Here is a 13818-nt window from a genome sequence, read left to right as displayed (position 1 = left end):
GGGAGCGCGGGCCCGTCCTGCTCGGCGGTGCTAGGGGTTCGGGTAGTGCGCGAGGTAGGCCTCGGTCGAGCCCGCCGTCGCCGTGCCACCCGCGTTGTTGATGATCCGCTGGATGGTTCCCTTGCCGCCCAGCGACACGGTCACCATGCTGTGGAACTTCACGCCGGGGGTGTTCGGCACCTCGAAAGCCCGGTCGGCCACCACCGACGGGTTGGCGTTCATGAAGGCGTAGCTGCCCAGGCCCCACGCCTCGTGCGTCGTGACGTTGTTGGAGACCTTGTACGCCGCATAGCCGCGCGTCGAGCCGTTCATCCACGCCGCCTGGTTGGGCACCTCGTACGGCATCTCGTTCTGGTAGAAGTACGTCCGGCCGCCCTGGCCGTTCCAGATGGTCTGGTACTTCTGGTAGTGCTCGACGAACAGGCCGTACATCGTCACGTTGTCGCCGTTGACGACCAGTCCGGTGTCGGCGGTGTTGAGGTCCCAGCCGACGCCGTAGGAGTGGTCACCGCGCCACAGCCACAGGTGGTCGCCGATCACGTTGTGGCTGTTGACGACCAGCGAGGTCGTGGCCCGCCCGACGGCCGAGCCGCCGATGCGCACGTACACGTCGTGCAGCGAGGACGGGTTGGCCGAGTGGCTGGCGTTGCTGCCCGGCGCGCCCATCTGCACCAGCAGCGGCGAGTTGGTCGGCGCCGCGTCGACCAGCAGGCCGGCGATCTTCACACCGTCCACATCGGCCACGTCGATCGCCATGTTCCCGTTGGTGGGCATGACGGTCGCGAGCCCGAGGCCCATCACCACGGTGTCGGGACGGGTGACGCGGATCGGCTCGGACACCTGGTGGATGCCCGGCGTCAGCAGCAGGTGCCTGCCGGCCGCGAGCTGCTGGTTCATCGTCGCCGCCGAGGTGCCCGGCTTCGCGATGAAGAACTGCGACAGCGGGATGTTCGTGCCCTGCTGGTTGCCGGACGCCCACGTGGTGCCGCTCGTGTTGGAGCGCAGTGCCGGGACGAACACGTTGTAGTTCCCGCTGCCGTCTACGTTGAGGAACGGCTTCTCCCGCACGAGAGGGGTCTGCGCCACGTTCGTGTACGGCGGCTCCGGGAACGAGGTCTGCGGCGCGTTGCGGGCACCGACGAACACCATGTTCCAGTTCTCCCCGGTCCACGACCCCCACTCGGTGTTGCGCGACAGCCACTGCTGCTGCGAACCGGAGCGGACCTGGCCCGTGACCACCGAGTCGGCGAGGAAACCGCCGCTGGACCAGCCGTTGTCGTCGAGCTGCACGTTGCCGTAGGTCTTGGTGCGGCGCATCGCGGAAGCCTGCGAGACGGCCCACGTGTTGGTGCCGCCCGGCGGCCGGATCGCGAGGTTCTCCGCGCCGCGCCAGAAGTTGTGCGTCGCGTTGCCCTGGAACCAGTCGGCCTCGACGTGCACCTGGCCGTTGATCGTCACGCCGTCGGGCAGCAGGCCCAGGCCGAGGACCTGGGTGAAGAAGCCGATGTTGACGTCGACGTCGTAGTTGCCGGGCTTGAACATGATCGCGTACCGGCGCGCGTCGTACTGGCCCTGCTCCTGCTGGCGGAAGACGTCGTCCAGCCGCGCCTGGATGGTCGACGCCGGCATCGACGGGTCGAAGACCAGCACGTTCGGGCCGAAGTCCGGCTGACCGGGGTTCGGGTTGCCCGGGGAGAGGCGGAACAGCTGCGCGTTGGTCCCGTTGCAGGTGTACTGGACCAGCTGCACGTCGCCGGTCGACGCGCCGGGCACGTCGAGGCACTTGCCGCTGTGGCGGCTCACGAACCGGTAGGTGTCGGTCCCGACCTGTTCGGGGCGCCACTGCTGGTTGTTCGCGCTGAAGTTCTGCCACATGTGGATCGCCGCGTTGTCCGCGGTGGACACGTTCGAGACGTCCCAGACCGCGCCTTCACCAACGGTGTGGTACCCGCCGCTCGTGGCGGTGAACTTCCAGGTCTGGCCCGAGCAGCCTTGTTGGCGGAGCTGTGCGCCGTTGGCCGTTCCCAGCGACTCCACGCACTTTCCGCTGCCGACGTTCGTCACTTGATAAGCGGTTCCGGGCACCACGTCGGCCTGGGCCGCGACCGTCCACACGGGAACGGTCGCCGCTGCTGCCAACGCTGCCACCAGCAGGGGGGTTCTCACGGGTCACAGGGTGCGGTCGGTTTGTCGCAACCGTCAACGAACCTAACCGTTTCCGGTTCCGTTCCGGTATTGACAAATCATTTTGTCAAATGGGACCGTGCCGGGTGTGGAGCTGTCACCGTTGCGCCGGTCGTTGCTCGAGCTGCTGAGGTCTCCCGCCTCGGCGACCCAGCTGGCGGCGGCCCTCGACCTGCCGCGGCAACGGGTCAACTACCACGTGCGAGCCCTGGAGCAGGCAGGGCTCGTCGAGCTCGTCGAAGAGCGGCAGCGGCGCGGCTGCGTCGAGCGGGTCCTGCGCGCCAAACCGGGCCGCGAGGTCGCCGCCGGCGTCCAGGACCAGTTCGCCGCGACGCACCTGGTGTCCGTGGCCTCCGGGACGGCCCGCGAGGTCGACCGGATGGCCGGCGCCGCCGCCGACGCGGGAAAACGCTTGCTCACGTTCACGGTGGAGACGACGGTCCGCTTCGGCGCGCCCGGCGACGTCCACGAGTTCACCGGCGACCTGGCCGAAGCGGTGCGGCAGATCGCCCTGAAGTACGACACCGACAGCGGCCGCCCCTACCGGGTGGTCGCGCTGGGACACCCCGGAGTGGCAGATGAGTGACGAAGGCGTCCGGATCGAGATCACCGTGGCCGCGCCGGTCGACGAGGTGTGGCAGTCGTTCCGGGACAGGGAGAAGCTGCGCCACTGGCACGGCTGGGACCTCCCGGAGCTCGACGCCGAGATCGACCACATCTACTTCACCGACGCCGAGGAGGACGGCACCACGCTGGTCGTCCACGGCCACGACACGTTCGCCCTGACCTCCGTCCCCGAGGGCACCCGCGTCGTGCTGACGCGCGCTCCCAAGGGCACCTCACCCGAGTGGGACGACTACTACGACGACATCACCGAGGGCTGGATCACGTTCTTGCACCAGCTGAAGTTCGCGCACGAGTACCACCCCGGCGAGAAGCGGCGCACGCTGTTCTGGCCGTCCGAGGTCGATCTCGGGGTGAGCGGGAAGCCGTTCTTCGAGTCGGCGAACCAGCGCGGGGTCGTGGTGGAGGAGTTCGGGCCCGGGCTGGTGGTGAGCAGCGCCAAGATGACGGTGGTGACGACGTACGGGTTCTCCGACGAGGAGCTGGAAGCCGTGCGTCAGAAGGGACCGGCCGAGGTCGCCGACCCGAAGTAGCGGGTCAGGAACTCGTTGCGGAACACACCCTTCGGGTCGTGCTCGCGCAGCAGCGCCCGGAAGGCGTCCCACTGCGGGTAGCGGGCCGCCAGCAGCGGCGCCGGCACGGTGAACAGCTTGCCCCAGTGCGGCCGGGGCGCGATCGCCTCCTCCAGCCGCGGCAGCAGGGCGAGCACGGCCTGGGTGTTCGGCACCCAGGTGAAGTGGATCGCGAGGCTGTCGCGCTCGTGGGCAGGGCTCAGCCACTGCGGTTCGGCGTCGATCGTGCGGATCTCGCAGGTCTGCACGAGCGGTGAGATCACCGTCGACATCTCCGCCAGCGCGCGCAGGGCAGTCACCGCGCGGGTGCGGGGGACGAAGTACTCGGTCTGCAGCTCGTCGCCGACGGACGGGGTGAACTCGGCGCGGAAGTGGGGGAGGCGCTCGTGCCACGGGCCCGGGACGCCGCCCTGCAGCGTGCAGTGGACGGGGTGCTGGCCGGGGACCGGGTGGGCGGGCTCGGCGGCCGGGTGGCCCGGGAACGGGAACTCCTCGTCGCCCACGCGGTGCTTCACCCACAGCGTCGCGCCGCCCTGCCAGTCGACGAACGCGCTCACGCTGTACGCGCCGCCGAAGATCTGCTCGAGCCGCACGAGCAGCGTCGTCCAGGCGACGTCCTCGTAGACGGTCTGCGCGACCCGGAACGACGGCACCACGTCCAGGGTGACGGTCGTGACGACGCCGAGGCCGCCCAGCGACACGGGTGCGCCGGCGGAGGTGAGCTCGACGACCGAGCCGTCGCCGCGCAGGACCTCGACGGACCGGACGGCGCCGGCCAGCGAGCGGGAGCCCGAGCCGTGGGTGGCCGTGGCGATCGCGCCGGCCACCGTGATGTGCGGCAGCGACGGCAACGTGTGCAGGGCGAGACCGGCGGCTTCCAGGCGCACGGCCAGCGTGGCGAGCGTCATGCCGGCGCTCACCCGGACCGTCCGGCCCGACACCTCGAAGACCTCGGGCATCGCCGACAGCGACACCAGCGTGCCGGTCGTGTCGGCGATCGTGTTGAACGAGTGGCCCGAGCCGACGACGTGCACGGCCGAAGAGCCGCGCACGACCGCGCGCAGCTCTTCGGCCGATGCCGGGGCCACGGCCTGCGCCGAGGTGAACGTGATGTTGCCCGCCCAGTTGGTCTTCATGCGGACACGGTAAGCGCCGACGCCAGCAATCGTCGGGTGTACTCCTCGCGCGGCGCGGCGAACACCGACGTGCCCTCCTCCACGACGACGCCCCGGTGCAGCACCGCGACGCGGTCGGCGAGGTGCTGCACGACGGCCAGGTCGTGGCTGATGAACAGGCACGCGAACCGCAGGTCGCGTTGCAGCGACAGCACCAGCTCCAGCATCCGTGCCTGCACGGTCACGTCCAGCGCGGACGTCGGTTCGTCGGCGATCAGCAGATCCGGGTCCAGCGCGATGGACCGGGCGATGCCGACCCGCTGCCGCTGACCACCGGACAGCTCGTGCGGGTACCGGTCGCGCAACGTCGCGGACAGCTGCACGGCGTCGAGCAGCGCGTCGACCTTCGCCTCCAGTTCCCTGCCGCGCAACGAGGTGTGCAGCAGCAACGGCTGCGCGATCGACCGGGCGATCGTGGCGCGCGGGTTCAGCGACGACAGCGGGTCCTGGAACACCAGCCCGACCCGGCCGCGGTCGGCCTTGCGCAGCGACGCGACCTCCCTGCCCGCCACGGTGATCCGCCCGGTGTACCGGGTGAGCCCGGTGATCGCCCCGGCCAGGGACGACTTGCCCGAGCCGGACTCGCCGACCAGGCCGAGCGTCTGGCCGCGCCCGATCTCGAACGACACGTCCGACACAGCGCGGAACCTGCCGTAGGTGACGGAGACGCCGTCGAGTCGCAGCACCGGTTCCCCGGCGGCCCGCGCGGGCAGCTCGCGGGTGTCCAGGCGCAGCACCGAGTCGAGCAACGTCCGGGTGTAGGGCTCCCGCGGAGTCGCGAAGACCTCCTTCACCGGACCCGTCTCCACGACCTTCCCGCCGTTCATCACGACGACCCGGTCCGCCAGCTCCGAGACCACGCCCATGTCGTGCGTGATCAGCAGGATCGCCACCCCGAGCCGGTCGCGCAGGTCCCGCAGCAGGCGCAGGACCTCCGCCTGCACCGTCACGTCCAGCGCCGTGGTCGGCTCGTCGGCGATCAGCAGCGACGGCTCGTTCGCCACCGCCATCGCGATCACCACGCGCTGCAGCTGGCCGCCGGACATCTCGTGCGGGTACGCCTTGAACCGCTCCTCGGGCAGGCCGACGAGCCGCAGCAGCTCGAGCGCCCTGGCCTTCGCCGCGGCCCTCGGGACCGCGCGGTGCACCCGCACGGCCTCGACGATCTGGCTGCCGATCGTGAAGACGGGGTTGAGGGCGCTCATGGGTTCCTGGAACACCATGCCGACCTCGTTGCCCCGCACCTCGCGCAGCGCGGCGGGGGACAGCGAGTACAGGTCGCGCCCGCCGAGCAGTGCCCGGCCGGACACCGACGCCGTCGGCGGGAGCAGCCCGAGCAACGACATCGCCGTGACGGTCTTGCCCGAGCCCGACTCGCCGACCACGGCGAGGACCTCCCCGGCGGTCAGCGAGAACGAGACCTCGCTGACCGCCGGGGAGCCCGAGCCGAAGCCCACCGAGAGGTCCTCGACGGACAGCAGTGCGCTCACCTGGAGATACCCACCTGGAGGTAGTTCGGGTAGGCGGGGAAGTCGGCGATGAAGAAGTTGCCGACCTTGGAGCCGTGGATGAACGAGTTGCGGGTGTAGATCAGCGGCACGACCGGCGAGTCCTGCATGATCCTCCTGTCGATCGCCGCCCACTTCTTCCCGGCCTCGGCGGCGTCCACGGTGGACTGCGCCTCCTCGATCAGCCTGTCGACCTCGGGGTTCGAGTACCGCGAGGTGTTGTAGCCGCCCTTGCCGATCTCCGAGGAGGCGAAGAGCGGCTGGATGTTCGCGTTGGCGCTCGGGAAGTCCGGCTGCCACGACGACAGGGTGAGGTCGTAGTTCGGGTTCTCCGAGAGGTTCGTCTCGGTCTCGTACGCGTCCGCCTCCAGCGACCGGATGGTCACCTTGATGTTCGCGCGGGCCAGCGCCGCCTGGACGGCCTCGGCCTTCTCGGTCTGGTTGTTCGACTTGTTGAGCACCAGCGTGAGGTTCTCGACGCCGTCCGGGAAACCGGCCTCGGCGAGCAGCGCCTTGGCCTTCTCCGGGTCGCCTTCCGGCTCGGTCTGGTACAGGTCGAACTGCTCGCGGCCCTCGATGCCCTGGGTGATGAGCGTGGAGGCGGTGTCGCCGGCGAGCTGGGCGGTGCCGGCCGACGCGATCTGGTACGCGGACTTGTTCACCGCGTACTGGAACGCCTGGCGCACCTTGAGGTTGTTCAGCGGCGCCTTCTGCGTGTTGAGCGCGAGGTAGGCGACCGCGCCCGACTTCGAGGTCACGACGCGCGACTTCGCCGACGGGTTGGCCTGCAGCTGCGCGAGCTGGGCGGGGGAGACGAACGAGGAGCCGAAGGCGAACCTGTCGTCACCGGAGTCGGCGGCGAGGCGCTGCGAGACGACCGAGGCGTCCTGGCCGAGCTGGAAGACCACCTCGTCGGGCAGGCCGCCGCGGACCTGGTCCTTCGCGGGGTCCCAGTTCGGGTTGCGGATCAGCTTGACCTCGACGCCCTTGGTGTACGTGCCGACCTGGTAGGGGCCGGAGGCGACGGCGCGCTCGTGGTAGTCGGCCTCGGCGCCCTTGCCCTTCGGCACCGGCGCGAACGCGGGCGTGGAGGCGATCCACGGCCAGTCGCCGTACGGGCGGGTCAGCTTGAACGTGATCGTCCTCGGGTCCGGGGTCTCGATCGAGTCGAGCTCCCTGCCCTCGAACGGGCCCTTGTAGTCACCGCCGCCGAGCAGGTCCTTGTGGTAGCCGAGGCCGCCGCCGAACGCCGGGGCGAAGGACCGCTCGACGCCCCACTTCACGTCCGCGGACGTGATGGGCGTGCCGTCGCTGAACTTCAGGCCGTCCTGCAGCACGAACGTCCACGTCTTGCCGCCGTCGGGCGTCTTGCCCGTGTCGGCGAGGTCGGGCACGACCTTCGCGGGCTGGCCGACGGCGTTCTGCCAGCCGGTCAGCCTGCGGTGCACCAGGCCGAGCGACGTGATCGCGAGGCTCTGCGACTTGGCGGGGTCGAGGTTGAGCGTGCGCGACTCGGACAGGATCCGGAGCGTGCCGCCCTTCTCGGGCTTGGCGCCGGCGTCACCGGGGGCTTTCGGGTCGTTCGCGCCGCACGCCGACGCCCCCAGGGCGCCGATCAGCACGATCGCCAGGAGTTTCTTGCTGGACAACGACTTTCTCCCCTCAGGTGAGCCGTGCTCGTGGATCGAGCAGGCCGTAGGACAGGTCGACGACGGCGTTGGCGACGACTACGAGAAACCCCGCGAACAAGGTGCAGCCGAGCAGCGTGGCGAGGTCGCGGCCGTGGACCGCCTCGATCAGCAGGCCGCCGAGACCGGGCAGGCTGAAGACGCGTTCGGTGATCACCGCGCCGCCGAGCAGGGAGCCGAACTCGATGCCGGTGAGCGTCACGACGGGCAGCAGCACGTTGCGCAGGGCGTGCTTCCCGACGACGGTCCGCTCCGGCACGCCCTTGGCGCGGGCGGTGCGGATGAAGTCCTCGCTCATCGTCTCGAGCATCTGCGAACGGGTCAGCTTCACGTAGTGGGCGCCGTGCGCGAACGCGAGCACGCACCACGGCAGCACCAGTCCCCACGCCCAGCGCACCGGGTCCTCGGTGAAGGCGGTGTAGTTGCCGACGGGCACCACGTTGAGCTGGAAGCCGAGCACGAGGATGCCGAGCAGGCCCACCAGGTACACCGGCGCGGACACGCCGATCACGGACCCGGCCAGCGCCGCCCGGTCGAACCAGGTGTCCTTGCGCAGCGCGGCGTGCACGCCGATCGCCACGCCCAGGCCGACCCACAGCACGGCGGCGCCGACCGCGAGCGAGAACGTCACCGGCAGCCGGTCGCCGATCAGCTCCAGCACGTCGGCGTTCTGCCGGAACGAGTAGCCGAAGCACGGCGCGGAGCAGTGGATCGCGGTCACACCGGTGCCGAACGTCCGCCCGGCGAAGATGCCGCCGAGGAACGTGAGGAACTGCCGCCACCACGGTTCGTCGAAGCCCATGAACTCCCGCGCCAGAGCGAGGTTCTCCGGGGTGCACGGTTTGCCGCACGCGAGCAGCGCGGGGTCCGAGGGCACCAGGTAGAACACGACGAACGTGCAGAAGGCCACGATCAGCAGCACGAGCACCATGCCGCCGAGGCGCGTCAGCGCGAACTTGAGGTTCTTCACCGGTTGCCGCCCCACCTCGGGTCGAGCGCGTCGCGCAGCCCGTCGCCCAGCGCGTTGAACCCCCACGTGACGGCGAAGAGCGCCAGGCCGGGGAAGATCAGGTACATCGGGTCGACGCCGACCCAGTCGATCGCGGCGCTGATCGACCGGCCCCAGCTCGGCGTGGGCGGCAGCACGCCGACGCCCAGGAACGACAGCGCGGCCTCCAGCCCGATCTTGCCCGGCACCGACAACGTTGCCATGACCAGCACCGGACCCCAGAGGTTCGGCAGCAGCTCGGTGCGGAACACCTGCCACGGCGACGCGCCGAGCACCCGCGCGGCCTTCACGAAGTTCCGCTCCTTGAGCGTGAGCACCTGGGCCCGCACGATCCGCGCGGTCGACGGCCAGCCGAAGAACCCGATCACCACGACCAGCAGCAGCACCCGCGGGAACTCCGCCGGCACCACCGCGCCGAGCGCGATCATGAACACCAGGTACGGGAAGCCGAGGAACACGTCGGCGCTCCAGGTGATGACCCGGTCGACCCAGCCCCCGAGGTAGCCCGCGGCGGCGCCGACCAGCACGCCGAGCCCGATCGACACCAGCGTCGCCGCGAGCCCGATCAGGAACGAGGTCCGCGCGCCGTGCACGACGATCGCGAACAGGTCGCGGCCGGTCAGGGGCTCGACGCCGAACCAGTGGTCACCGCTGACACCGCCGAGCGGCCCGGCGGGGAGGCCGGTGTTCACGTCCAGCGCGGACGAGTCGTAGGTGTAGGGGTCGTGGCCCTCGAGGGCGGTGAGGACGTCCGCGAAGATCGCGACCAGGGCGATCACCGCGACGGTGACCGTGCCGGCGAGCGCCCAGCGGTCGCGGGCGAGCACGGCGCGGATCGCGGCGGGCACGGACCGCGCGACGGGAGTGGACAACTGCGGACCTGCTTCTCGACGTGGTGATCTCTCGGGCGGCACAGTAAGCCGACCTTGTGATCACGTCTGCTCGTTCCAGAACATGAGAATCTGTATTCTCCATTGCTTCAGTGTTGACCAAACTCAGTTGCACGGCGTGGGACGCTGAACCGTCGTGGGAACCGAAGACGACGTACAAGCGCTCCGGCGGATGTCCGGCCTGGTCACACCGATGGCTCTGCGGGTGGCGGTCACCCTCGGGCTGCCGGACCGCCTGCGGGACCGGCCCGCCACCGCCCACGACCTCGCGCCCGGCCTCGGGGTGGACCCGCTCGCCCTCGACCTGCTCCTGGCGCACCTGGCGTTCCTCGACGTGGTCGAACGAACGGACGCCGGGTACCGCACGACCGGCTTCGGCGCCCTGCTCGGCGCGGAAGCGGGCAACGGCCTGAACAACCTGCTGCACCACGACACCGCCGCCGGGCGCGCCGACCTGGCGTTCGCCGACCTGCTCCACAGCGTGCGCACCGGGGAACCCGCCTACCCGGTGCGCTACGGCAGGGACTTCTGGACCGACCTCGCCGAACAGCCGCACCTGCGGGAGGCGTTCGACCGGCAGATGACCGACCGGATGTGCAACTGGGTCTCCGGGGTGGTCGCGGGGGTCGACTGGAGCCGCTTCGCCACGCTCGTCGACGTCGGCGGAGGGCGCGGCAGCCTGCTCGCCGCGGTGCTGGAGGCGAACCCCGGGACCCGCGGCCACCTGGTCGACCTGGAGGACAGCGCGGCGGGCGCGCGGGAGCTGTTGCGCGAGCGCGGTCTCGGCGACCGGGCCGAGGTGACGGGCGGCAGCTTCTTCGACCCGCTGCCGCCCGGTGGTGACGCCTACCTGCTCGTCGACGTCCTGCACAACTGGGACGACGAGCAGGCGCACCGGATCCTGGCGCGCTGCGCCGAAGCCGCGCCGGCCGGTGCGCGTGTCCTGGTCGTCGAGTCCCCGGGCGGGAGCACGGAGTTCGACCTGGTGATGCTCGTGCACTTCGGCGGGCGCGACCGCGGTTCCGACGACCTCGCGGAACTGGCCTCGGCCCACGGACTCGTGCTGGAGTCCGTGAGCCCGGTGGCCGGAGGGCGCAGCGTGCTGGAGTTCCGCGTCACTCGCTGAGCGCGGCGATCCGCTCCTGCGCTTCGGCGAGGTCGTCCGCGGTGGGAGCGTCGTCCTGGGTGAGCGCGCGGCGCCAGTACCCGGCGAACTCGATGTCGGTCTTGGGCACACCGAGACCGACGAAGTGCCTGCGCAGCGCCCGGACGGCGGACGCCTCGCCGCCGAGCCACACCCACACCGGCTGCACGACCTCTGCCGCCGTCACCACCGAGACCAGGTCCTCTCCGGCACTGCGGTGCACCCACCGCACGTCGGGGATGTCCTGTTCCTCCAGCGGATCCGCGATCTCGACGAACACGAGCCGCCGCTGCCCGGCAGGCAGCAGCTCCAGCAGCGAGCCGATCGCGGGCAGTGCCGTCTCGTCGCCCGCGAACACCAGGAGGTCCGCGGTGCCGAGCGGGCGGGCGTAGTCCGGTGACGGGCCGAACCGGCCGAGGACGTCGCCCACCCGAGCGCGTGCGGCCCACCTCGACGCGGGCCCGCTGTCGCCGTGCAGCACGAAGTCGACGGTCAGCACCCCGCCGGTCAGCGAGCGGGCGGTGAAGCTGCGCATCCACGGCCGTTCGTCGTCGGGCAGCGCGAGGTAGGCCTGGTACCAGGTGCCGGCGTCGGGGGAGTCCGACACGTGTGCGGTTCCGCCGGGCTTGGGGAACAACAGCTTCAGCTGCTGGTCCGGCCACGTGCCGATCTCGTCGAGACCCGGTCCGCTGAACGTCAGGCGGGCCATGCGCGGGGTGAGGCGCTCGACCGAGGTCACCGTCAGCAGGCTCACGACAGGTACTCCTTCAGGTGCCGGGCGGTCAGGGTGTCCGAAGTGGACACGAGGTCGCCGGGGGTGCCGGAGAAGACGACCTGACCGCCGTCGTGGCCGGCGCCGGGGCCCATGTCGACGATCCAGTCGGCGTGGGCCATGACGGCGAGGTGGTGCTCGATCACGATCACCGTGCCGCCGGCGTCGATCAGCTGGTCCAGCAGGCCGAGCAGCTGGTCGACGTCCGCGAGGTGCAGTCCGGACGTCGGCTCGTCGAGCACGTACGTGGACGCCTTCTCGGCCATGTGGATGGCGAGCTTCAGCCGCTGCCGTTCGCCGCCGGACAACGTGGTGAGCGGCTGGCCGAGCGAGAGGTACGACAGGCCGACGTCGTGCAGGCGGCTCAGCACCGCGTGCGCCTGCCCGGACGGGAAGAAGTCACGGGCCTCGGCGACGGACATGCCGAGCACGTCGCTGATGTTCTTGCCCCGCAACGTGTAGCTCAGCACCTCGGGGGTGAAGCGCTTGCCCTCGCACTTCTCGCACACCGTCGCGACGCCCGCCATCATCGCGAGGTCGGTGTAGACGAGGCCGATGCCCTTGCAGTTCTCGCAGGCGCCTTCGGAGTTCGCGCTGAACAGCGCGGCCTTCACGCCGTTGGCCTTGGCGAACGCGGTCCGGACGGGGTCGAGCAGACCCGTGTAGGTGGCGGGGTTCGACCGGCGGGAGCCGCGGATCGGCGACTGGTCGACCGTGACGACGTCCTGGCGTCCCCGCAGCGATCCGTGGATCAGCGACGACTTGCCGGAGCCCGCGACGCCGGTGACGACGGTCAGCACGCCGAGCGGGAGGTCGACCGAGACGTCCTTGAGGTTGTTGGTGCGGGCGCCGCTGATCGTCAGGAAGCCCCGGGGGGAGCGGAACTCCGGCCGGAGCTTGGCGCGGTGGTCGAGGTGGCGGCCGGTGAGCGTGCCGGACGCGCGCAGGCCGGCCACGTCCCCGGAGTAGCAGAGGTGACCGCCGTGCACGCCCGCGCCGGGGCCGAGGTCGACGACGTGGTCGGCGATCTGGATGGTCTCCGGCTTGTGTTCGACGACCAGCACGGTGTTGCCCTTGTCCCGCAGGCGCAGCAGCAGGTCGTTCATCCGCCGGATGTCGTGCGGGTGCAGGCCGACGGTCGGCTCGTCGAACACGTAGGTGATGTCGGTGAGGGAAGAACCCAGGTGCCGCACCATCTTCACGCGCTGCGACTCGCCGCCGGACAGCGTGCCGGACTCGCGGTCGAGCGAGAGGTAGCCGAGGCCGATCTCGACCAGCGAGTCGAGCGTGCCCCGCAGCGTCGCGAGCAGCGGTGCGACGGACGGGTCGTCGATCTCGTGCACGAACCGCGCGAGGTCGCTGATCTGCATCGCGCAGCAGTCCGCGATGTTCAGGCCGCGGATCCTCGAGTCCAGGGCGGCCCGGTTGAGGCGGGCGCCCCCGCAGTCCGGGCAGGTGGCGAACGTGACGGCCCGGTCGACGAACGCCCGGACGTGCGGCTGCATCGACTCGCGGTCCTTGGACAGGACGGTCCGCTGCAGCTTGGTGATCAGGCCGTCGTAGGTGACGGTGCTGCCGCCGATGTTCAGCTTCGTGGTCGGCTTGTGGAGGAAGTCGTGCAACTGCTGCTCGGTGAAGGTGTTGATCGGCTGGTCGGCCGGGTACAGGCCGGAGTTGGCGAGCACCTGCCAGTACCACGTGCCGACGCCGTGGTTCGGGGCGTCGATCGCGCCGTCGTTCAGGGACTTCGTCCTGTCGACGATCGCGTCCACGTCGACGGTGGTGACCTTGCCCAGGCCCTCGCACGCCGGGCACATGCCCTCGGGCAGGTTGAAGCTGAACGCGCCGGACGTGCCGACGTGGGGCTCGCCCAGGCGGCTGAACACGATCCGGAGCATCGTGTGGGCGTCGGTGGCGGTGCCGACGGTGGAGCGGGAGTTCGCGCCCATCCGCTCCTGGTCCACGATGATCGCGGCGCTCAGGTTGTGCAGCGCGTCCACGTCCGGGCGGCCGATCGACGGCATGAACGACTGCAGGAACGCGGTGTAGGTCTCGTTGATCATGCGCTGCGACTCGGCCGCGATCGTGCCGAAGACCAGCGAGGACTTGCCGGAGCCGGACACGCCGGTGAAGACGGTCAGGCGCCGCTTGGGGACGTCGAGCGACACGTCCGCGAGGTTGTTCTCCCTCGCCCCGCGGACCTGGATCACGTCGTGGCTGTCCGCGACAGCGTTCACAGCTGCTTCCCCCAA

The 13818-nt window shown here is 70.5% G+C and carries 11 protein-coding genes; 3 read left to right on the top strand and 8 right to left on the bottom strand.

The window, feature by feature from the left end; genetic code table 11:
- Positions 1-30 precede the first annotated feature (30 nt).
- Positions 31-2166, bottom strand: coding sequence for an RICIN domain-containing protein (locus V1227_RS13955; protein WP_329792982.1), 2136 nt, complete (start codon positions 2164-2166; stop codon positions 31-33).
- A gap of 106 nt (positions 2167-2272) precedes the next feature.
- On the opposite strand from V1227_RS13955, the gene V1227_RS13950 reads away from it, so the two are divergent.
- Together V1227_RS13950 and V1227_RS13945 are read left to right on the top strand one after the other, a co-directional pair.
- The gene (locus tag V1227_RS13950; protein WP_236220090.1) at positions 2273-2770 is read left to right on the top strand and encodes a winged helix-turn-helix domain-containing protein; all 498 of its coding nucleotides are present in this window, start codon (positions 2273-2275) and stop codon (positions 2768-2770) included.
- Positions 2763-3341, top strand: coding sequence for an SRPBCC family protein (locus V1227_RS13945; protein ID WP_329792981.1), 579 nt, complete (start codon positions 2763-2765; stop codon positions 3339-3341). The genes V1227_RS13950 and V1227_RS13945 overlap by 8 nt, the downstream gene beginning before the upstream one ends.
- Here the strand turns inward: V1227_RS13945 and V1227_RS13940 are convergent.
- The 5 genes from V1227_RS13940 to V1227_RS13920 are packed head-to-tail and all read right to left on the bottom strand — an operon-like array spanning position 3305 to position 9632.
- Positions 3305-4516 carry an FAD-binding protein gene (locus tag V1227_RS13940; protein WP_329792980.1) on the bottom strand — a complete coding sequence of 404 codons (1212 nt, stop codon included), beginning with the start codon at positions 4514-4516 and terminating at the stop codon, positions 3305-3307. The two genes, V1227_RS13945 and V1227_RS13940, sit on opposite strands and share 37 nt — an antisense overlap.
- The gene (locus tag V1227_RS13935; RefSeq protein WP_329792979.1) at positions 4513-6045 is read right to left on the bottom strand and encodes an ABC transporter ATP-binding protein; all 1533 of its coding nucleotides are present in this window, start codon (positions 6043-6045) and stop codon (positions 4513-4515) included. Before V1227_RS13935 ends, V1227_RS13940 begins: the two co-directional genes overlap by 4 nt.
- Entirely contained in the window at positions 6042-7712 is a 1671-nt protein-coding gene (locus V1227_RS13930) for an ABC transporter substrate-binding protein (protein WP_329792978.1), read from the bottom strand. The genes V1227_RS13935 and V1227_RS13930 overlap by 4 nt, the downstream gene beginning before the upstream one ends.
- A gap of 13 nt (positions 7713-7725) precedes the next feature.
- Entirely contained in the window at positions 7726-8721 is a 996-nt protein-coding gene (locus tag V1227_RS13925; RefSeq protein WP_090098238.1) for an ABC transporter permease, read from the bottom strand.
- Positions 8718-9632, bottom strand: coding sequence for an ABC transporter permease (locus V1227_RS13920; protein ID WP_329792977.1), 915 nt, complete (start codon positions 9630-9632; stop codon positions 8718-8720). The genes V1227_RS13925 and V1227_RS13920 overlap by 4 nt, the downstream gene beginning before the upstream one ends.
- 154 nt (positions 9633-9786) lie before the next feature.
- Here V1227_RS13920 and V1227_RS13915 point away from each other — a divergent pair, with 154 nt between their 5' ends.
- Complete coding sequence (locus V1227_RS13915; RefSeq protein ID WP_329792976.1) at positions 9787-10776, top strand: methyltransferase; 990 nt, start codon at positions 9787-9789, stop codon at positions 10774-10776.
- On the opposite strand, the gene V1227_RS13910 is transcribed toward V1227_RS13915, so the two are convergent.
- Both V1227_RS13910 and V1227_RS13905 read right to left on the bottom strand, forming a co-directional pair.
- Complete coding sequence (locus V1227_RS13910) at positions 10766-11548, bottom strand: siderophore-interacting protein (protein ID WP_329792974.1); 783 nt, start codon at positions 11546-11548, stop codon at positions 10766-10768. The two genes, V1227_RS13915 and V1227_RS13910, sit on opposite strands and share 11 nt — an antisense overlap.
- Entirely contained in the window at positions 11545-13803 is a 2259-nt protein-coding gene (locus V1227_RS13905) for an excinuclease ABC subunit UvrA (RefSeq protein ID WP_329792973.1), read from the bottom strand. The genes V1227_RS13910 and V1227_RS13905 overlap by 4 nt, the downstream gene beginning before the upstream one ends.
- Positions 13804-13818: the final 15 nt, after the last annotated feature.

The sequence above is a fragment of the Lentzea sp. DG1S-22 genome, from assembly GCF_036321065.1.
In the GTDB taxonomy this organism is placed as follows: Bacteria; Actinomycetota; Actinomycetes; order Mycobacteriales; family Pseudonocardiaceae; genus Lentzea; species Lentzea jiangxiensis.
Note: the sequence above shows the minus strand (reverse complement) of the source record. Positions and strands in the feature narration are given on the sequence as shown.

What these genes read in the sequence shown, in the direction of transcription:
- V1227_RS13945 (WP_329792981.1), top strand. Translation starts at nt 2,763, where the DNA reads ATGAGTGACGAAGGCGTCCGGATCGAGATCACCGTGGCCGCGCCGGTC.
- V1227_RS13940 (WP_329792980.1), bottom strand. Translation starts at nt 4,516, where the DNA reads ATGAAGACCAACTGGGCGGGCAACATCACGTTCACCTCGGCGCAGGCC.